Genomic DNA, 22500 nt, shown 5'->3' on the forward strand with positions numbered 1-22500 from the left:
CGAGGTGCCTGGTTTTGGGGCTGCTGCGCAGCCCAGCGGGAGCAAGCTCCCTCGCCACAGTGGTGGGTGGGTCAGTCGTAGAGGAAGTGTGCCCATGAACACCCTCCCATACGCCTGGGCCAAGGCCCAGCGCCTGGTACTGCGTCAGTCCGCAGAGGGGGCGGTGCTGATGGTGTGCCCGTCCACGCCGGGTTGGTCCATCAGTGAAGTGCGCCGTCAGTTCGGCCTAGTGCGGCTGGAGCGGGTGCGCGACGAGGAACTCGATGGGCTGCTCAACAGTGCTTATGCCGACACTGGCAGTGCTGCCGCCGTCGTGGGCGCGGCGGAAAACGAAGTGGACCTCGACCGGTTGATGCAGGACATCCCCGAGATCACCGACCTGCTGGACACCCAGGACGGCGCGCCGGTGATCCGCATGATCAACGCCTTGCTGACCCAGGCCGCACGAGACGAGGCCAGCGACATCCACATCGAACCCTACGAGAGCCATTCGGTGGTGCGCTACCGCGTCGACGGCACCCTGCGCGACGTGGTTTCGCCGCGAAAGGCCCTGCACGGCGCGTTGGTGTCGCGGATCAAGATCATGGCCCAGCTCGACATCGCCGAAAAACGCCTGCCCCAGGACGGACGCATCGCCCTGCGCGTGGCTGGGCGACCGATCGATATCCGCGTCTCGACGGTGCCCACCGGCCACGGCGAACGGGTGGTGATGCGGTTGCTGGACAAGCAGGCCGGACGCCTGCAACTGGAAACGTTAGGCATGGACCCGGACGTGCTGGGCAAGCTCGATCACCTGATCCGTCAGCCCCACGGCATCGTCCTGGTCACCGGTCCCACCGGTAGCGGCAAGACCACCAGCCTGTATGCCTCCCTGGCCCGGCTGGACGCCAGCGTCCACAACATCCTCACGGTGGAAGACCCGGTGGAATACGATCTGCCGGGCATCAGCCAGATCCAGGTCAACGCCAAGATCGACATGACCTTCGCCCTGGCGTTGCGGGCGATCCTGCGCCAGGACCCGGACATCATCATGATCGGCGAAATCCGCGACCTGGAAACCGCGCAAATCGCCGTGCAGGCCTCCCTCACCGGTCACCTGGTGTTGGCGACGCTGCACACCAACGACGCGGTGTCGGCCATCAACCGCTTGATCGACATGGGCGTCGAGCCGTTCCTGCTGGCCTCGTCGATGCTCGGCGTGCTGGCCCAGCGACTGGTGCGCAGGCTCTGCCCGCAGTGCAAGCAACCGGATCCGGCCACGCCCGGCACCTGGCGCCCGGTGGGTTGCCCGAGCTGCAACCAGACCGGCTACAGCGGGCGCACCGGGATCCATGAACTGTTCTGCATTGACGATGACATCCGCACGCTGATCCACCAGGGGGCAGGGGAGCAGGCACTGCGCGCCGCTGCCCGTCGAGCCGGGATGTTCAGCATGCGCGAGGATGGCGAGCGCTGGGTGCGCAGTGGCACCACGGCCCCTGAAGAAATCCTGCGCGTGACACGGGACGCCTGATGAATCGCTACCGTTTCGAGGCCGCCGACGCCCAGGGCAAGATCGAATCCGGACATTTGGAAGCCGACAGCCAGGGGGCAGCCTTCAACCTGTTGCGCAGCCGTGGGCTGACGGCATTGCAGGTGCAGGTCGAGCGCAACACGACACCGGCCAATGGCGGTGGCTTGTTCAGCGCCAAGCTCTCGGACAACGATCTGGCCTGGGCCACCCGCCAACTGGCGAGCCTGCTGGGTGCGAGCCTGCCGTTGGAAGCGGCGTTGAGCGCTACGGTGGAGCAGGCCGAGCGCAAGCACATCGCCCAGACCCTGAGCGCGGTGCGCGCCGATGTGCGCAGCGGCATGCGCCTGGCCGAAGCCCTGGCGGCGCGGCCCCGGGACTTTCCGGAAATTTATCGAGCATTGATTGCCGCCGGCGAAGAGTCCGGCGACCTGGCCCAGGTGATGGAGCGGTTGGCGGACTACATCGAGGAGCGCAACAACCTGCGGGGCAAGATTCTTACGGCGTTCATCTACCCCGGGGTGGTGGGGTTGGTGTCGATCGCCATTGTGATTTTCCTCCTCAGCTATGTGGTGCCGCAGGTGGTCAGCGCGTTCTCCCAGGCCCGGCAAGACCTGCCCGCGCTGACCGTGGCGATGCTCACTGCCAGTGATTTCATTCGTGCCTGGGGCTGGTTGTGTTTTGGCGTGCTGGCCGGTGGCTTCTGGAGTTGGCGTATGTACTTGCGCAAACCGGCGGCGCGGTTGAGTTGGCACGCGCGGGTGTTGCGCCTGCCGCTGATCGGGCGTTTTGTACTGGGCCTCAACACCGCGCGGTTTGCCTCGACCCTGGCAATTCTCGGCGGAGCCGGGGTGCCGTTGCTGCGAGCCCTCGAGGCCGCACGCCAGACGCTGTCCAACGACCGTCTGAGCCAGAGCGTCAGCGAGGCCACGGCCAAGGTTCGCGAAGGCGTCAACCTGGCGGCGGCGCTGCGGGTGGAAAAAGTCTTCCCGCCGGTGCTGATCCACCTGATCGCCAGCGGCGAGAAAACCGGCTGCCTGCCACCGATGCTCGAACGCGCCGCACAAACCCTGTCCCGCGACATCGAACGCCGGGCCATGGGCATGACCGCGCTGCTGGAGCCGCTGATGATCGTGGTCATGGGCGGGGTGGTGCTGGTGATCGTCATGGCGGTGTTGCTGCCGATTATCGAGATCAATCAGTTGGTTCAGTAAGCACACGCAACCCGTGGCGAACATTGATCTTGTGGCGAGGGGATTTATCCCCGCTGGGCTGCGCAGCAGCCCCAAGACAACCTACTCAATTTGTCTGACACATCGAGACGACAGCAGGAGGGGGCTGCTGCGCAGCCCAACGGGGATAAATCCCCTCGCCACAAAAGCGGCGACCGGTCAGAAATTTTTTCGGCACTGCGGACATCTCCCGAGCCTTGACCGCACCAAACTCGGGTTCCTCGTTCTGTCATGTTTACTTGCCCGGCAACTACCCACCGTCATCTCCATCGCGCCCCCACATCGGACAACCGCAAAACTTGCTTGAAACCCCAATCCAGAGCCCTCGAACACCCGAGGAAAAAACTCGAAAAACAGCCCCCAGCTCCCGAGGTTTTTTCCTTTATCTGTCACCGGAAACTGCGAATTTCTAACCCATGGCCTCACCCCATCGCCACCGGCACAGGACCGAGCGCCATGACGGCAAGCACGCGTCACCCAACCTTCGTACGAACACGATGAAAGGAGATTCTTCATGTTTAAGCGCAACGTTCTCGCGGTATCCCTGACCCTCGCCGGCCTCTGCGCCGCTCAGGCCGCCATGGCTGATGTCAACGGCGGTGGTGCTACCTTGCCTCAGCCGCTCTATCAGACTTCCGGCGTACTGACTGCCGGTTTTGCCCCTTACATCGGCGTGGGCAGCGGTGCTGGCAAGGCTGCTTTCCTGACCAACGACTACACCAAGTTCGTGCCTGGCGACACCAGCGGCAAGAAAGTCCACTGGGCTGGTAGCGACTCCAAGCTCAGCGCCACTGAACTGAGCACCTACGTCAGTGCCCACGGTGCCGCCTGGGGTCCATTGATCCAGGTGCCTTCGGTCGCCACTTCGGTTGCCATTCCGTTCAACAAGACTGGCACCGCCAACGTCGACCTGAGCGTCAACCAACTGTGCGGCGTGTTCTCCGGCCGTCTGACCGACTGGAGCCAGATCACTGGTTCGGGCCGTACTGGCGCAATCACCGTGGTTTACCGTTCAGAAAGCAGCGGCACCACCGAGCTGTTCACCCGCTTCCTGAATGCCAAGTGCGCTGAAACCGGCACCTTCAGTGTCACCACCACCTTCGCCTCCAGCTACAGCGGTGGCCTGCCAGCTGGTGCCGTTTCCGCCTCCGGCAGTGCTAACGTGATGACTGCACTGAACGCTGCGCAGGGTCGTATCACCTATATGAGCCCGGATTACGCCGCTACTACCCTGGCCGGTCTGGACGACGCCACCAAGGTCGCTCGTGTTGGCGGTCTTTCCCCTGCACCAGCCAACGTGTCGGCAGCTATCAATGCCGTTACGGTTCCTGCTGTTGCCGACCGGTCAAAACCAAACGCCTGGGTGCCTATTTTCACTTCCCAAAAAGTGATCGATGAAACCATTCCGGCTGATCCTAGCTTGCGCCTCTACCCAACCACCGGCTACCCAATCCTGGGTTTCACCAACGTGATCTTCAGCCAGTGCTACGCCGATGCGACCCAGACCACTCAGGTTCGCAACTTCTTCAGCCGTCACTACGGTTCGTTGACCAACAACGACTCGGCCATCACCGCCAACCGTTTCGTGCCACTGCCTTCGGCTTGGAAAACTGCCATTCGTGATTCCTTCGTCACGGCTTCCAATGGTCTGAGCATCGGCAACACCAGTGTCTGCAACGCCATCGGTCGTCCGTTGTAAGCCCAGGCTTGAACGACCTGCAACACCCGGTCAGCAACGGTGAAAGCCGTTGCTGACTTTTTGCGTCATGCCCGCGCCAACACAGCCACATGAAATTTTCATGACATCCGTTCGGTCCCGAGCGGCTGTAACCGCCTATCCCCTATAACCAACGCTGGCAGCTTGATAGCACTGCGTTGCGCCCCCTTAGAGCGAACCCGAAAGGATGAGTAGGATGCTGCGCTGCAAACCCCAGACGAACCTGAATGCTCCACGTCGCGATGGCGAGTTGTCGATGTTGCGGCTCAAGCCGCTGGCCCAGGCCATTGCCCTGCTGATGGTGGCTGGCAATGCCCAGGCGGCGACCGCGTTCAGTTCGGCCTGGTTTGCCGCCAAGGGTGCGTCCCAGGCTGGTGGTACGGGGCGGCCCACGACGGCGCAGCCGGGCATGCCACCACCCCTGGCGCAGCAGCAACGGGCCAATGCGCAGTTGCAGCGGTCGCTGACCAACCTCAACAACACCGTGGCCGCCATCGCAGCCCAGCAGGCGGCGCAAGCGGCAGGAAGGCAGGCCGCGTTCGGGCAAATCCAGACCGTGCCCGACGGCTTGGGCGAGGGCGGGCTCAAGGTCGATAACAGCCTGACCCAGGGCTGGCTCAACGCCAAGGGACCGCAGCAGACCCAGGCCGGCGGCAAGACCACGGTGAAGATCGAGCAGACCGCCGACAAGGCGATTCTCAACTGGGAAACCTTCAACGTCGGGCGCAACACCACCGTGGATTTCCAGCAGCAGTCGGACTGGGCCGTGCTCAACCGGGTCAACGATCCGCAGGCGCGACCGAGCCAGATCCAGGGCCAGATCAAGGGCAACGGCACGGTGATGCTGGTGAACCGCAATGGCATCATTTTCAGCGGCAGCAGCCAGGTCAACGTGCGCAACCTGGCGGCGGTGGCGGCCAACATCAGCGATGAGCAATTCAGCAAGCGCGGCTTGTACGTCGATGCCACTGGCACCCAGCCGACCTTCACCGACGCGGCGGGCAAGGTCGAAGTGCAGCAGGGCGCACTGATCGAAACCCATCGTGCCGCCACCTCCACGGCGGGGGGCGGCTATGCCTTGCTGCTGGGTAGCGAAGTGGAGAACGCCGGCTCCATCATCACCGCCAAGGGCCAGACCACCCTGGCGGCAGGCGACAGCTTCTACATCCGGCGCGGCCAGGGCACCAGCGGCAACCTGCGTTCCACCACCCGTGGCAACGAGGTCGCGACATCCCTCAAACCGGGCAGCAGCGCCGGCACGGTGATCAACAGCGGCCTGATCCAGGCCAGCACCGGCGACATCACCTTCACCGGACACCGGGTCGAGCAGAACGGCGTGGCCGTCGCCACCAGTTCAGTGGACACCCGCGGCACCGTGCACCTGCTCAACGCCTTCAGCGACAGCACTGGCAGCGTGACCCTGGGGCTGGGCAGCGCCACGGCGGTGTTGCTCGACGCCGCCGGCGGCAGTGCCCTGGACAGTCAGCGCAATGCCGGACCGGCCGGCCTGGATGGCACGCCGAACAACCTGATCACCGGCCAGTTCAACAACCTCAGCAGCGTGGTCGACCGCACCGATCAGTCGCGGGTCGAGATCGTCAGTGGCGGTAGCGTTGACTTCCAGAACGGCTCCATCACCCTGGCCACCGGCGGCCAGGTCGCGGTCAGCGCCGCCGGGCGCAGCCTGGTGCGCGATGGCGCGGTGATCGACGTATCCGGCGCCATTGGCGTCAAGGTGGCGATGGAGTCCAACTCCATCAAGGTCAACGTGCAGGGCAATGAACAGCGCGACGCACCGGTCAACCGCGAGGACGGCAAGCTGACCAACAACGATGTTTGGGTGGATGTGCGTGACTTGATCTACGTGCCGGCAGGCACCAATGGCTACGCCACCGACCGTTGGTACACGGCGGGTGGGCTGCTGGAAGTCGGCGGCTACATGGGCACGCGGAGCCACAGCATGGGTGAATGGGCCGCCCAGGGTGGCACGCTGACGTTCACCGGCAGCGACGTCGTGACTCAGCAGGCGGCGCAGTTGAACCTGTCCGGTGGCACCCTGGATGTGCAGAGCGGCTACCTGCGTCAGACCTGGCTCAAAGGCCCCAATGGGCGTTTGTATGAATTGTCCAAGGCGCCGGGGGACATTCTCTATACCGGCATCTACAAAGGCTACGAAGATCACAGCCAACGCTGGGGCCAGACCGATTACTACTACAACCCGTTGATCGCCCCTCGCGAGCATTTTGAGGCGGGCTACACCGTCGGCCGTGACGCCGGCAAGCTGGTGGTGTCGACCCGCAACGCGGTGCTGGAAGGCCAGATTGTCGGTGAGGTCTACCAGGGCGAACGCCAGACCCAGGCACCCAATCTCAACCTCGACGGCTACCAGCAATCGCAAAACGCCGTGGCCCGACGGGCGCAGTTGTGGGTGGGCAGCTACACGCCGATCTACGACAAGACCAGCGGCATGATCAACAGTGGCCTGAACCCCACCTTCGATCAGGTCACCGTCGGCAAGGTGGCCGACAAGATTGCCGCGGGCCTGGACCTGACCTCGGTGGTCGACACCGATCGGCAAGGCAAGCTGGTGCTGGATAACGAACTGCTCAATGGCTTCCAGCTCGGCGCGGTCAAGGTGGCGGCGGCTGAAGGCATCCAGGTCGACGGTGCACTCAAGGTCGCCGACGGCGGCGACATCACGCTTTATGCCCCGCAGGTCGAGGTGAACGCCGACCTGACTGCCCGCAGCGGTCGTATTGCCTTGGGCAACGTGCTCAAACAGGTCAGGACCGATAACTTCCAGATTGGAGACGTCACGCTTTCACCCGCCACGGGACAGCGGGCAGTGGTCACATTGGGAGAAGGCGCCAAGCTGAACGCCGCCGGACGGTGGAGCAATCTGCTGCTCGACGGCAACGACCGCCAAGGCCTGCCGTTCATCAACGGCGGCACCGTGTCCGTGCGCAGCGACAATATCGATGTGCGCCAGGGCAGCCTGATCAACGTCAACTCCGGTGCCGCGGTCATGGCCGATGGCAAGACCCGCGGCGGTAAGGGCGGGGACCTGACGCTGACGGCGGTTACCAGTACGTCGTCAGACAGCGGCGACTTGAGCCTCGGTGGTGAATTGCGCGGCACCGGAGTGAGCGCTGGCGGGACCTTGAAGCTGGCGGCCAATAAAGTGCTGATCGGCAACAGCGGCTCGCTGCTTGAACCGGGTACCTTGCAACTGGGCGGCGACTTCTTTGACAAAGGCTTCTCGGCCTATGACATCACCGGCAACGAAGGCCTGACGGTGGCCGAAGGTACTAAGGTCGATGTGACGATGCCGGTGTACCGTTTTGGCGAGCAGGCGTTGAGCACCGGCAGCGGCGCAGAACCGGTGGATGCGTTGCAGCGCTGGACACCGGAGCTGTATCAGGAAGATGCGATCAAAGGCGTTCTCACCCAGCGTCGCGGCGCGAGTTTGAGCCTCACCGCCGGTACCGCGAACTCCAGCGCCGCCGACATGGCCAGCACGGTATTGAACCTGGGCAAGGGCAGTGTCATCAGCGTCGATCCGGGGCAGGGCATCGATGTGCGCAGCATCGGCCAACTGACCGCCAACGGCACCCTCAATGCTTGGGGTGGGCGGGTCAGCCTCACCGGGTTGAGCGTCACTGATGCGGGCGAAGGGGTCAATGCCCAGGGCCACGGTCGTTCCATTTGGCTCGGTGAACAGGCGCTGATCGACGTCTCCAGTCGTGCCGTGACCGCCCGGGACATGCGCGGCCAGACCTACGGCCTGGTGCGCGATGGCGGCCAGATTGTCATCGGCGGCCAGATCGATGCCGCGAAAGGATCGGCTTCAGCGTCCGAATTGTTCGTGGTGGTGCGCGACGGTGCGCGTCTGCAAGCGGATGGCAGCCAGGCCGTGCTGGATATTCCCGGCCAGGGACGTACGTCGGTGGCGAGCAATGGCGGCAGTATTTCCCTGGCGTCGGCCAATGGTTTGTACCTGGATGGCGAATTCAGCGCTCGTTCGGGTGGCACAGGGGCGGCAGGCGGCAGTTTGTCAGTAGCCTTGGAAACGCCGTATTACCGCAACGATGCAGTCAGTGACCGGGTCTTGCAGGTGCGTGAGCTGGTGCTGGGGCAAAACGCCCAGGCGACCCTGCTGGGCGACACGGCCGAGACTTCGGCGGATTCACTTGTCTACGGTCACGGTCGGTTGGGCGTGGACCAGGTCCAGTCGGGCGGCTTCGACAGCCTTGCCTTGTTGAGCAACGGCCTGTTGAGCGTCGATGGCGACGTGTCACTGTCTCTCGGCCAAAGCCTGAGTCTGTATGCCCGCAGCTTTGGGCCGAGCGCAAACGCGCCGGCCAATACCCGGGTTCAACTCAATGCCTCCCATGTGCTGCTGTCCGGGCCGGCGGCCGGTCGACCGAATATGGACGGGTATACCCGGCCAGTAGTCGAGGGCGGCGGTGTGTCGCTGTTGGCAAACAAGGCAATGTTTTCCGTTAACGCAGATCTGCTGGATGTACAGGGCAGTGTGATATTTAGCGGCAAAGGCACGCTGAGGCAGGCCGACGGCAGTACCGTAGAACTGGAACACGCCGGTTTCGACCGGGTCCAGCTACGCAGTCGGAGTGATTTACGATTCCTTGCCGGGTTTTCTGGCGAATATTTGCCTGCTGGCATCACTACCCAATTGCTGACCCCTTCGGACATGATCTTGCAAGCGGCGCAGCTGTATCCCGCGACGGGGGTTGGGGCTCGGGTGTTGGCAGGATATGGCCGGGGCAATGAACCCGGTAACGGCATGATTCTCTATGACCCGGCGCGTAGCCTGGTTATCGGACGCACCACCCAGGTAGTACCTCAAGTGCCTTATTCGGTATTCGGTCGCTTGCAGCTCGGTAGCGCGAAGATCGAACAAGGTGGTGTTGTCCGTGCACCTTTGGGGTTGCTTGAAATCGGTACAAACGACAGCTTGGCGGGCGTCTCGGCTCGAGTAGATTTGTTGCCGGGCAGCCTGACCTCGGTCAGCGGCCTGGGGTTGGTGCTGCCTTATGGTGGCACTGTCGATGGCCAGAGTTATCAGTACGCTGGAAAGAAGGTTGTGTTGCTAGGGCAAGGAGCGGCTTCCGGAAATGGTGACCTGAATATCGGCGTGATTCTCGGCGGTAAGTCGGTGGCGGCCCAGGAAGGCTCGGTGCTCGATCTCTCTGGTGGCGGTGAACTGCTTGGCGCCGGTTTTATCTCTGGCCGTGGCGGTTCCACCGATGCTCGCTTCAACCCGCTGGTACAAATCGGCGCGAACGGCGGTTTTACCTTGCCGGGCCTATCCAGCAACCCGGTCTATGCCATCGTGCCGGGCAACCAGAGCCAATATGCACCAGTCGCCCCCGAAGGCGGCGCAGTGGACCCCAGGGTAGGCCAGCAAATTACCATTGGTGCTGGCGTTCCGGGATTGGCCGCGGGTACCTATACCTTGATGCCCTCCACCTACGCCTTGTTGCCGGGAGCGTTCCGGGTCGAAGTCAATGGCCTGGCGGGGCAGGGGGTGACAACGGCTGCGCAACAGATGCGCAACGGCTCCTGGACCACCGCTGGGGTACTGTCTGTGGCTAATACCGGGCAGCGCAACAGTTTGTCCAGTCAGGTCATTCTGACGTCGGGAGATGTGCTTCGCCGCTACTCGCAATACAACGAAACCAGCTACGCCCAGTTTGCCGTGGCCGACGCCGGACGCCTGGGTGTCCCCAGGGCTTTATTGCCAGTGGATGCCAAGACTTTGAAGCTGAACCTGGCCAGGGGCGCTGGGGATCAGGCGTTCTCCTTCAAGGGTATTGGCAAGTTCGCGCCTCAGACGGGTGGATACGGCGGTACCGTTGCAGTGGTGGGGGGCACCGGTAGCGCACTGGAGATAGTTGCCGACGGGCGCGGGGCCACGGCCGGTTTCGAAGGTGTGACCCTCAATGCCGCAAGCCTCAATGCATTGAACGCCTCGCGCCAAGTGATCGGCGGCCAGTTTTCAATTCTTTATGGCCAAGGGGGTAACTACGTCACGCCACAAAGGGTCTCCCGCAGTGTGACTTTGCGTGAAGGCGCGACTCTGGCGGCACCGGAGGTTTTCCTGCTGACCGACGGGGGCGAGCTGTTGGTGGAACAAGGCGCCGCCATCAACACCCTCGGGCAAGGCAAGGCAGCGTACGATGCCCGTGATGGCTTTATCTATAACCTCAATGTGAGGAACCAGAATTACAATTTGCTGGCGGCTTCCAACGGCTTGCTCAACGTGCTGGCTCCGCAATCGGGCGCCACGGGTTCGGTCAGTATCGGCGGTTGCAGCCTGACACCGTGCACAGGCGTGACGAAGATTCACTCTGAAGGCAGTATCGTCGCCGCCTCGGGCAGCAGCCTGGAACTGGACGACCAAGTGCGCTATGGCACCCGTCACCTGACGCTGGCCCTGAGCAACATCAACGTTGGCACCGCCCAGGCCCTGAGCGCTGCGGCAACGCACCAGGTCTTGCCGGCGGGGCTGACCCTGAGCCAGACCGTGCTCGATCGCCTGTTGCGCGGGGACACCGAGTACGGTGCTCCGGCCCTGGAAACCCTCGAACTGTCGGCCAGTCAGGCGCTGAATTTTTACGGTACCGTCAGTCTCGACACCTATGACCCGACAACAGGCAAGTCGCGCCTGAATAATCTGATGCTCAGCACCCCTGCCATCTATGGTGCCGGTAGCGCCAACGATGTGGCGACCATTCGCACCACCAACCTGATCTGGAACGGCGCTGTCGGCGCGCCGGGTCCGGTGATTGCCGGTGGGGCCGGTACCGGTGCCGGTCGCCTGGACATCCAGGCCCAGCGCATCGAATTCGGCTACGGTGACTTCGCCCAGCCCAGCTCGGTCACCACCCTGGACCGCCTGGCCCTGGGATTCGCCAACGTCAACCTCAGCGCCAGCGAACGCCTGACCGCCAATCACAAGGGCAGCCTGGCGGTGTATCAAAGCCAGGGCGCCTATGACGCAAAAACAGGCTACGTCTACAGCGGCGGCAACCTGAATATCCTCACGCCGTTGCTCACTGGTGAAGCCGGATCGGTCAACCGCATTACTGCAGGCGGCGTGGTCAATGTAACGGGCACAACCGCTAAGCCTGGCGCTGTCTCCGGGCTAGGGGGCGAGCTGTCCCTCAAGGGCGCGAGCCTCAACCTCGCCAGCGCAGTGGTGCTGCCCAGCGGCAAGCTCACCCTCAGCGCGACGGATGACCTGACCCTGACGGATGCGGCGCAGATCGACCTGGCTGGGCGCGCAGTCACCTTCAACGATGTGACGCGTTACAGCGCCGGTGGTGAGGTGATCCTGCAAAGCCGCAACGGCAACATCCGCCAGGCGGATGGTTCAAGCATCGACCTCTCGGCCCGTAACAACCAGGCTGGCCGGCTCAGTGCCGTGGCCCTGGACGAGGCCGCCGGGATCGTTGATTTGCAGGGTCGGATTCTCGGCAGCAGCACGGGCGAATATGACGCCGGCGGCACCGCCATGCCGTACCTGGCCGGCGGTGTGGAAGTCCAGGCCCAGCGCCTGGGCGGCAACGGCAGCCTCAGCGAGCAGTTCGCGGCCTTGAACCAACGATTGGATGACGGACAGGTGTTCGGTTCCCGTGGCTTCCAGCTCAAACAGGGCGACCTGGTGATCGGCAACGAACTCAAGGCCTCGACCATCAGTGTGTCGGTCGACAACGGAAACCTGTTGGTCAACGGCAAGGTAGACGCCAGCGGCGAACGGGTCGGCAGCATCCGGCTCGCCGCCGGGCGCTCTCTGACCCTGGGCAGCAACGCGGTGCTCGACGCCCACGGCAATCGCCTGCGGGTGGACAGCTACGGCAAGATCATCGACTCACCGAACCGCGCCATGGTCGACCTGACCTCCCGGGGCGGCGTGCTGACATTGGCCGACGGCGCGCGCATCGATCTGCGCCATGGCACCGCGGCGCCTGCGGGGCAGCATGATGGTCGCGCTCGCGGCACCCTGGAGCTCAATGCCCGGCGCGCCGGCCCGGATGCCACCCAAGGTGACATCGCCATCGACGCCAGCGGCAACCTGGATATCCAGGGCGCGCGGTCCATCGCCGTCAATGGTATGTGGCAGTACAACGATGCAGCTTTTGGCAGCGATCCGGCGGCCAGTGGCCGTCCTTATCAGGTCATCGACCAGGCCTACCTGGATGGCAAGCATCAGGATAGCCTCGCCTTCATCAACGCGGCGCTGGCCAACAGCGATTTGATGCAACGTAGACTCGCCGGCCTGAACAACGCCCGTTACGCCGATACGTTCCACCTGCGGCCCGGCGTCGAGATCGTCAGTGCGACGGCCGACGGTGACCTGGTGGTGCAGGGCGACCTGGACCTGTCCGGTTATCGCTACGCCAGTGTCAACCCGCACACTCGGCAAACCGCCGTGTACGGCTCCGGTGAGGCCGGCGCGCTGACCCTGCGCGCCGGGGGCGACCTGAGCATCTACGGCAGCATCAACGACGGATTCGCTCCGCCGCCCGCCACTCAGGATGACAAAGGCTGGGTGTTGCTGCCCGGCATCGATTTCACCGGTGGCGACATCGTCGTCCCCGGTGCCGGCGTGACCCTGGCCGACGGTACGGCGTTCCCTGCGGGAACCACGCTCAACTACGACTTACCCATCAAAAACGTGACCCTGGCGGCCGGCACCCGGTTGCCAGTGGCGGCGATCCTGGAACAACCCTTGGAACTGCCGGCCGGCACGGTATTGGCGGCTGCGGTGCACGACGCCTCCGGCAACCTGCTGTTTGCCGCCGGCACTTTGCTGAGCCGGGCCCAGACCCTCGAAGCCGGCTCGCAGTTGGGCGCTGGCAGCGTGTTGAGCGGCGCCACCGCTTTGCTCGGTTTCACCTGGCCCAAGGGCGTGGCGCTGCCCAACGTGGCCGACGCGGGCAATGTCCAGAGCAATATTCTCAAGCTGGACGGCAGCCTGGCGCTGAACCGTGGTTCGCTGATCCCCTCGGGCACCGATGTGAAGTTGCCGGATGGCGTCGAGTCGATCCAGCTACGTCCGGAAATCGCCGGCAGCGATGGCCGCATGTGGGCTATCGCCCCGATGCTCGCCGAGGGTTCGCAATCCTGGTCGCTGCGGCTGGTGGCCGGGGCCGATACGACGGCGGCGGACAGCCGGATCGTCCAGCCCGATCCGGTACAAGGCGACTTGCGTCTTGCCGATAGCCACTACGGCATGTTTGGCAAATCCGTGCCGGCCAAGGGCACCTATCAGTGGACTCAACTAGGGGTCGATGAGCTGGCGGGCGCGGGGTTCACGGTAGCGCTCGGACAAACCGTCGACCTGACAATCGTGAGCAATTTTGGCTACGACTCGGTTGACGCGTTCTGTGCGGATTTCGCTGGTATTTGCGCGCTTCAAGCTTCTTACAGATGGACCAAGGCAGCGGAGGAGGAATTGGCAGGTTCCGGCTTTGAGGTCAAGGCCGGCGAGCTGATCAGCCAGGCCGCTGCGCAGTTTTTCCAGTTTGATTCGGTCCAGTCACTCTGCGACGCGGCGCCGAGTGTCTGTGCCCCCGCAGACGTGGAGTATGAAGTGGTTGCCGGCAGTGTCCGTCCGAGCGTCATCCGCACCGGCACCGGCGACCTGGAACTGCTCAGCGGTGGCAGCCTGCGCATGGATTCGTTGTTCGGCATCTACACCGCCGGCACCTCGTCGGCACCGACGTTCCCAGGCGATCCCTACAACCAGCCCAAGGCCCTGGGCGCCAACGGCAAGGTGCTCACCGACGAGGATGGCAGTAACGAAAAGCTGGTCGATGGCGGCGCTGAAAGTCTCTATCGCGCCTGGTATCCGGACGCGGGCGGTAACCTGTTGCTTAAGGTCGGCGGTGACATCAGTGGCAACCTGACCGCGCCTGTCAACTCTAACGGGCGACCGAACCCTACCGACATGGGCCAGGATTCGGCCAATGTAGGCAATTGGCTCTGGCGCCAGGGCAATGGTGATTCAGCGAGCAGCCAGCCGACCGCCTGGTGGATCAACTTTGGTAGTCATACCGCGTCGACGGTGTCGGGTGGCGCTGATCAAATGGCCGCTTTCACCGGGTTCGGGACTTTGGGTGGCGGTGATCTGGATGTACAGGTGAAGGGTGATGCGGGGGTGTTGAACCGGCTCGCCGGTAACGACTTCAACTCAAACATCAACCCTCGTAGCCAGGGGCTGCTGTTGGCGGTGGGCAGCACCGGACGTGTGGGCTCTGATGGCAGCCTGCAATTGACCGGCGGTGGCGATCTCAACCTGCGTGTGGGTGGTGTTTTGAATCCCGAGAGCTCGTTCACCATGGGGCATCTCAACGGCGCGGTCATCAATTTGCGAGGACACGCCCAAATCGATGGTGGTGCCATTGGTCGTATCGACCTGCTCTACGGCAACAGTGCCCCAGTGCAATCCCCTGGAGAAACACGGGCCTACGACTCCTTCAAGTCCACACGAGGCTCTGCAACCGGTGGACTGACCCTCATGCCTGGTGATGCTACCTTCGATCTGCGTACGTTGGGCGACTTGGTCGTGATGGACGTTGCCGACCCGGGCCGGGCGCCGATGATGAGCGTGTCGCCCTTCAAAAATGGTGCGACTAACGGCTCGGGCGTGAGCTGGTTTTCGTTGTGGACGGCTAATACTGCGATTGATCTCTGGTCATCGGGGGGCAATCTGACGCCGCTGATTTCTGGGAGCGAGACGGACTTGGCGGTAGTCTACCCATCGATTCTGCGGGCCGTTGCGGCCAGTGGCAGTCTTTACTACGGCCAGGCCAAGGTCGCAGGCTCCGGTAACTCCAGTAACGGCTATCGCTCAGCCTTGCTGCTTGCCCCCGGCATCAACAGCGAGTTGCAGTTCCTCGCTGGTGACTCCATCTATGGCGGTGACCTGACGGTCAGTCGCTCTGGTGCCTCGTCCACGGCCATGGCCACACCATTTCGGCCGGCCTTCATGGGGCTTGTCGGTAACACTGTGGTGGTCAGTAATCTCTCCGCCGATGCCAATCGTGTCTCTATAGGCGCAAATACATTGCCGTTGTTTGCTTTTGACAGCAGCAGCGCGTCCGATGAATGGGCGAGCAACACCGATCCTGCCCGTTTCTATGCGCTCAAGGGCGACTTGCTGGCCGTCAATAGCGGGCGGACGATGACGTTCACCACCCCGAATGACAGCCGATTCGGCCAGACTTATTACGAAGGAACCGGGTCGGTGTGGATGATGGCCGGGCGGGACATTGTCAGCAGCGGAACACCGCTGAGTGGCGGCCAGGGTGGCGAGTCTGTCACGGGGCAGTACACCAGCGCCGGCAACCTCTTCATCCACAACAACCCCACCGACATCTCCATTGTCTCGGCCGGGCGCGACATCCTCTACAGCAACTTCAACGTCGCCGGTCCCGGCCTGCTGGAAATCACCGCCGGGCGCAATATCCTGATGGACGACAAGGTCAGCATCACCAGCCTCGGCGCCGTGGTGCCGGGAGACTCGCGCCCTGGCGCGAGCTTGGTGCTGCAAGCTGGCGCGGGCCTCAACGGCGCGGATTACGAGCGCTTCGTCAAGGCCTACCTGGACCCGGCCAACCAGGCCCTGGCCGGTGTACCGCTGGCGAACCAGGACGGCAAGGTCGCCAAGACCTATGAAACCGAATTGGTGGATTGGCTGGAGAAGCGCTTCGGTTTCAGCGGCGACACCGAGCAGGCCCGCAGCTACTTCGCGGCACTGCCGGCCGAGCAGCAGCGGGTGTTTGCCCGCGACGTGTACTTCGCCGAGCTCAAGGCCGGTGGGCGTGAATACAACGAAGTGGGCGGCGTGCGCCAGGGCAGTTACCTGCGCGGGCGCGAGGCTATCGACTTGTTGTTCCCGACCAAGGACGTGGCGGGCAATCCGATCACCTACAAGGGCGACATCACGATGTTCGGCGGGGCGGGGGTGCACACCGATTTCGGCGGCAGTATCCAGATGCTGACCCCGGGCGGCGGCCAGACTTTCGGTATCGAGGGCAACGCGCCGCCGTCCACCGCAGGTGTCATCACCCAGGGTGAGGGCGATATCCAGTTGTATGCGCATAACAGCATCCTGCTGGGGCAGAGCCGGATCATGACCACCTTCGGCGGCTCGATCCTAGGCTGGTCGGCCCAGGGCGACATCAACGCGGGTCGCGGTTCGAAGACCACCGTGGTGTACACGCCGCCCAAGCGCTTGTACGACACCTGGGGCAACGTGACCCTGTCGCCGTCGGTGCCGAGCACTGGCGCGGGTATCGCTACCCTCAACCCGATTGCCGAAGTGGCGCCGGGGGATATCGACCTGATCGCGCCGTTGGGCACCATTGATGCGGGCGAGGCGGGGATCCGGGTGTCGGGCAACGTCAACATCGCGGCGTTGACCGTGGTGAACGCGGCCAACATCCAGACCCAGGGCAAATCCACCGGCGTGCCGCTGGCGGCCTCGGTGAACACCGGGGCCATCACCTCGGCCAGTTCGGCGGCGTCTTCGGCGACGCAGGCGGCTGAAGACGTGGCCCGTCAGCAACAGAATGCGGCGCGGCAGAACCAGGCGTCGGTGTTTACCGTCCAAGTGGTGAGTTTTGGCTCCGAGCAACTGGCCCCGTCCCGCGACGGCGCCAGCCGCGAAGCGCCTCGGGCCTACGACCCGGCCAGCCCGGTGCAGGTCCTGGGTGCGGGGCCTTTGGACGAACAGAACCGCCAGCGGCTGACTGAGGAAGAGCGGGGGCGGTTGAGTTTGTAAGGAGGTCAGTGTGCAGGGAGGTTGGCTGTGCCGGCGTCATCGCGAGCAAGCCCGCTTACACAGGTGATCTTGGGTGTTCATGAGTCTTGTGTTCACCACGGGCCCACTATTGTGGGAGTGGGCTTGCTCGCGATAGCGGTGGGAAGTGGGTTACAGCCACCGTGGGGTGGTGAAGAACGAGGCCATTTCCGAGCGGGCCAGGGCGGCGCCGAAGTAGGGGCCTTGGACATGGTCGCAGGCCACGTTGCGCAGTTGGCTGAATTGCCGGGCGTTTTCGATGCCTTCGGCGGTGACCATGAGCCCTACGCTGCGGCTCAATCGGATCATCGCCAGGACGCCCTCCTTGTCATCCTCCAGGCCCAGCTGCGTCAGGATGTTGCGATCGAAGCGGATGCCATCGAACGGCTGGTCCAGTACCTCGCGCAGGGAGGCGATGCTGGTGCCGAATTTGTCGATGTTGATCCGCACGCCGAGGTCCTTGAGCGCATGGAGGGTGCTGGCGACGGTCTTGTGGTCGGCCAGCAGAACCCCTTCGGCCACTTCCAGGGTCAACCGGTGAGGCGCCAGGCCGCTTGCTTGGAGGGCCTCTTGTACCTGGTCGAGCAGGAAGCTGCTGTTGAACCACCGGGGTGAAACCGCAATGGAGACATTGACGGCGCTCGGCCAGGTGGCGGCCTCTTCACAGACGTTGATCAGCATCCAGGTACCCAGCTCTTCCAGTTGGCCCGAGGTTTCGGCCACCGGTATGAAGTCGGCCCCACCCAGTTCACCTTTCTCGGGGTGGTGCCAGAAGGTCTGGGCTTCGAAACCGTGCAATTGCTCGGCGCTCACGTCGAAGCGAGGCAAGTAGCGCAGCTCCAGTTGATCCCGTTGCATGGCGTCGCGCAGTTGCTGTTCGTATTGCCGCCGGTCGCGGGCCAGGTTGCCCATGGCTTCCACATACACGCGCCAGGTGTTGCGGCCGGCGGCCTTGGCCGCATACAAGGCGATGTCGGCGTGGCGCAACAGTTCATCGGCACGTTCGTCTCCGGGTTGCGACCAGGCAACGCCGATGCTGACCCCCAGGTACAGGGTATTGCCGTCCAGGTGCATGGGCCGTTGCATGCAATCGATCAGCCGTTCACAGAGTTGATCGAGATCGTCGGCATCGCCCGGGTCGGGCATGACAATGACAAACTCATCACCGCCCAGACGTGCCACCAGATCAGTTCCGCGCACGTTTTGCTGGAGGATATGCGCCACCTCCTTGAGCACTTTATCGCCCACGGCATGCCCCAGGGAGTCGTTGACCGGCTTGAATCGGTCCATGTCCAGGTTCAGCAGCGCCAAGGGCCGACGATCGGCTCGGTCCAGGTGTTCGCGCAGGCAATCGAACAAGCGGTTGCGGTTGGCCAGCCCGGTCAGTGGATCATGCAGGGACAGGTGCTTGATCTGGGCCAGTGCCCGCAATTCGTCGGTGATATCGGTGGCGGTGCCGCGAAAACCCAGGGTGCCCGCTTCGATGGCTCGCACCGAGAGTTTGCAGGTACGGATGCGCTGGTTGCGTGCGGTGTACTCGCACAGCAGCGGCGCCGAGGAGTCGCTGTTGGCACCGCCGAGCAGCCATTGGGCAATCGAGATCGAGCCGCCATGGGGGTGAAGCAGACGGTGCAGAGGTTTGCCCAGCCACTGCGTGGGACTGAAGCCGGTCACTTGTTCGAAGCGTTCCGACAGATAGGTCAGGGTCCCGGTCGAATCGACCTCCCACAACCAGTCGGATGACACTTCGGCAATGTCGCGGAAACGTTCTTCACTGCGTTCCAGCGCCTTGCGATGGGCCAGCAGGCTGGCGTACTGGCGTTCTTGGGCGCGGAGCATGGCCAAGGCATGGCGCAGAACGGCCAGGGCCAGAATGCCCAGCACGAATAACGCCACGGCCAGCAACGGCAGGAGGATTTTGCGCAGATCCTGGCCCGGGGTCTGCGGCCGCCAGGCCAAGGCTTCCAGGGTCAGGTTGTCGAGCAGCAGCTGGGCGGTATCGGCGGGGCCCGGTGTCCTGGCGATATGGGCATCGGGCAGGGCGAAGTCCCGCGCCAGGTTTTCCAGGGCGCCGGGATCAAGGACCTTGACGAAGAGCATCAGGCTGGGCGGGCCGGGGATTTCGGGCACGCTGCTGTCCGTGCCGATGGTGATGGCGGACGCGGCGACATACGCAGGGGCGTCCTCGTGATGGAGCATCTCGACGACCACTTCGTCGTGATTTTGCGCAGCGGCGGCTTTTTTCAACAGCGCTCGCAAGTCGCCGGTCAGCCAGGTGTCGGCATTGACCTCACTCATCTGGCCGTCGATCACCGAATAGACGGTCTGGCCGGTCGGCGAAATGACAAACACGGCCTGGTAGCCATAGAGCGAATACACGCTGCTACCGACGTTTTCCTGGTCATAGGCCCATTCCTTGTCGACGCGGACATGCAGATGCCGGTAGGCGTCGCTCCACTTGGAATAATCGCTCAGGTCCCGTCCGATACCTTTGCGGATCCCCTCGACGGCCCGCTGGGCGAAAAACAGGCTCTGTTCACGGGCGCGGCGGTCCTGGACGCCGGTGATGTTGAGCAGCACGGCGATCGCCAGTGCGGACATGACAAACAGCAGGAGCATGATGGCCGGAAAAGTGCGACGGGTGAAACTTCGGGTTGGCGAACCCGGGGAAAGGACAGTTGAGTCATTGCCAGCAATTTCAATCATAAAAATAAGTCATCAGCCAAAAAGCGATTTCACCCGCACCTGTCTTATATCGGCTGGTGAGCTGATTTACTTAGTCGTGATCACACAGGAACTGGCGGATATGGGGGCTTGCGTCAGGTGCGGGCCTTGAAGCGCAACGTCCATTCGAGGGCGAAGTCCCGCTGGCGCAGGTAACTGACCCCGGCGGCGGCCAGCAGGGTCATGAACGCGGCCAGCGCCGCCAGGGCCATGTCTTTTTGTGAGTCCCATGGGTCCTGTTGGGCGCCGCCCCCACACCACGCAGAAAGCCAGGAGCAGGGACTAATGCCAGTCAGTTAAGCCTCAAACCCGTGGGAGCAAAGCTTGCTCGCGATTGGGGTGAGCCAGTCGACAACGCCATTGATGGGGCTGCCGCCATCGCGAGCAAGCTTTGCTCCCACAGGGGCTGTGTCAGCTTGCGAATGCCAGGCGCAACTCGGCGCACAAGCCGCCGCCGTCGCGGTTGCTCAGGGTCAGTGAGCCGCCCATGGCGATCGCCAATTGCTGGGCGATGGCCAAGCCCAGGCCGGTGCCGCCGGTTTCCCGGTTGCGCGAGCTTTCCACCCGGTAGAACGGCTTGAGCACCTCGGCCAGTTCCTGCTCGCTGATCCCGGGGCCACGGTCCAGCACCTGGATCGCCAGTTGCCCGTTGTCGGCCGGTTGCACCTGGATCTGCGCCGCGCCGCCGAATTTCAAGGCGTTGTCCACCAGATTGACCAGCACCCGCCGCAGGGCATGGGGGCGGGTGTCGATGACGGCGGCGTTTTTCCCGGTCAATTGCACGTCCTTGCCCGTGTCCTGGTAGTCGAACGCCAGGCTGTCGAGGAATGCATCCAGGCTGATCCGGCAACTGGCCTCGGTGGCGCCATGGATGCTGCGGGCATAGGCCACGCCTTCACGCACCAAATGTTCCATTTCGCTCAAGTCGCTCCACAGTTTGTCCCTTTCGATCCCTTCGTCCATGAACTCGGCGCGCAGCTTCATGCGCGTGATGGGGGTCTGCAAGTCATGGGAAATCGCCGCCAGCAACTGCATGCGCTCCTTGAGGTAGGCAGCGATGCGGTCCTGCATGGCGTTGAACGCTTTGGCGGCATGCACCACTTCGGTCGGGCCTTTCTCGTCCAGGCGCACGCCGTGGGCGTTAGGATCGAGGGTTTCCACCGCCTCGGCCAGTCGGGTCAATGGGCCGACGGCGAGGCGCACGGCCAGCCAGGTGCAGCCGATCAAAAGCGCCAACTGCCCGAGCAACACCATCGGCAGCCAGGGGGAGAGGGGCGTCATTGCCGGGCGTACGTCGATGGTCAGCGGGTTGCCGTCCCCCAGGCGCAGGTGCGCCTGATAGTGCATTTTCGGTCCGGGAATCTGTTTGAAGGTCAGGCCGTAGGCCTGGCCGATGGCTTCCTGGATCGAACTGACCGAGATCGGCGCGTCGGCAAGATCCATCGGTTGCCCGGGCTGGCCTTCGTCGAGCAGGTAGCTATAGTTGCGCCGGGCGAGTTTCGGCAGCCAGGCCTGGCGTTCGGCGGCAGGCAGACGGTCAAGAATGGCGACGGAGGTCGAGACGTCGGTTTCCAGGTTGCCGAGCATGGTCGACTTGGCGCTCTGGTAGCGCTCGTAGTACTGGACGCCGAAGGACAGCCCCTGGGCCAGGATCAGGCCGATCAGGAAGATCAGCGATAGCCTCGAGGCCAGCGTACGCGGCCAGCGCAACGATAGGCTCATACCGAGGCCTCGAGGATCTCCACCGGCAGCGAGAACACGTAGCCTTCGCTGCGCACGGTCTTGATGTAGGCCGGCTCCCGGGCATCGTCCAGCAGGCGCTGGCGCAGGCGGCTGACGAGCAAATCGATGGAGCGATCGAACAAGTCGGCGTCCCGGCCCTGGGTCAGGTTAAGCAACTGGTCGCGGTTGAGCACTCGTTGCGGATGATCGAGGAAGACTCGCAACAAACGATATTCGGCGCCGCTCAAGGCAACCATGGTGCCGTCGGTGTCCAGCAGGTGGCGGGCGGTGGTGTCCAGGCGCCAGCGCCCGAACGCCAGCAGGCGGCCGCTTTCGGTGACCACCAGGTTGGGCGGCAGCATGCGGGTGCGGCGCAGCACGGCATTGATGCGGGCCAGCAGCTCACGGGCGGCGAAGGGCTTGACCAGGTAATCGTCGGCGCCCATTTCCAGGCCGATGATGCGGTCGGTTTCGTCGTTGCGCGCGGTGAGCATCAGTACCGGCGTGGCCTTGTGCTTGCCGGCACGCAGCTCCCGGCACAGCACGAGGCCGTCGTCACCGGGCATCATGATGTCCAGCACGATCAGGTCCACCGGGGTCGTTTCCAGGAAGGCGCGCATTTGCCGGCCATCGGCAACGACAGTGGTGCGCAGACCGTTCTTTTTCAGGTAGTTGCCAACCAGCTCTCTGATCTCGCGATCGTCATCCACTATCAACACGTGATCGACATGATCCATGGTGTCCAGCTCCTCGGCGTTTCGTT

General features: G+C 63.5%; 7 protein-coding genes. 4 read left to right on the forward strand and 3 right to left on the reverse strand.

Going from position 1 to position 22500, the window contains the following annotated elements; all coding sequences use genetic code 11:
• Positions 1 to 94: 94 nt before the first annotated feature.
• From gspE to TK06_RS03245, 4 genes are all read left to right on the forward strand, one after another.
• Entirely contained in the window at positions 95 to 1513 is a 1419-nt protein-coding gene (gene gspE / locus TK06_RS03230) for a type II secretion system ATPase GspE (protein ID WP_063320790.1), read from the forward strand.
• Positions 1513 to 2724 carry a type II secretion system inner membrane protein GspF gene (gene gspF / locus TK06_RS03235; RefSeq protein ID WP_063320791.1) on the forward strand — a complete coding sequence of 404 codons (1212 nt, stop codon included), beginning with the start codon at positions 1513 to 1515 and terminating at the stop codon, positions 2722 to 2724. The genes gspE and gspF overlap by 1 nt, the downstream gene beginning before the upstream one ends.
• A gap of 532 nt (positions 2725 to 3256) precedes the next feature.
• A complete protein-coding gene (locus TK06_RS03240) occupies positions 3257 to 4441 on the forward strand; it encodes a substrate-binding domain-containing protein (RefSeq protein ID WP_063320792.1) in 1185 nt (394 codons plus the stop codon).
• A gap of 214 nt (positions 4442 to 4655) precedes the next feature.
• The gene (locus TK06_RS03245) at positions 4656 to 17273 is read left to right on the forward strand and encodes a filamentous hemagglutinin family protein (protein ID WP_063320793.1); all 12618 of its coding nucleotides are present in this window, start codon (positions 4656 to 4658) and stop codon (positions 17271 to 17273) included.
• Between the two features lie 150 nt (positions 17274 to 17423).
• On the opposite strand, the gene TK06_RS03250 is transcribed toward TK06_RS03245, so the two are convergent.
• The 3 genes from TK06_RS03250 to TK06_RS03260 form a co-directional block, all read right to left on the reverse strand.
• Positions 17424 to 19997, reverse strand: coding sequence for a bifunctional diguanylate cyclase/phosphodiesterase (locus tag TK06_RS03250; protein ID WP_063320794.1), 2574 nt, complete (start codon positions 19995 to 19997; stop codon positions 17424 to 17426).
• A 429-nt stretch (positions 19998 to 20426) separates the two neighbouring features.
• Positions 20427 to 21737, reverse strand: a complete 1311-nt coding sequence (locus tag TK06_RS03255; RefSeq protein ID WP_063320795.1) for an ATP-binding protein — start codon at positions 21735 to 21737, stop codon at positions 20427 to 20429.
• Entirely contained in the window at positions 21734 to 22474 is a 741-nt protein-coding gene (locus TK06_RS03260; protein ID WP_003202589.1) for a response regulator, read from the reverse strand. Before TK06_RS03260 ends, TK06_RS03255 begins: the two co-directional genes overlap by 4 nt.
• Positions 22475 to 22500: the final 26 nt, after the last annotated feature.

Origin of the sequence: Pseudomonas fluorescens, from assembly GCF_001623525.1 — a bacterium.
In the GTDB taxonomy this organism is placed as follows: domain Bacteria; phylum Pseudomonadota; class Gammaproteobacteria; order Pseudomonadales; family Pseudomonadaceae; genus Aquipseudomonas; species Aquipseudomonas fluorescens_Q.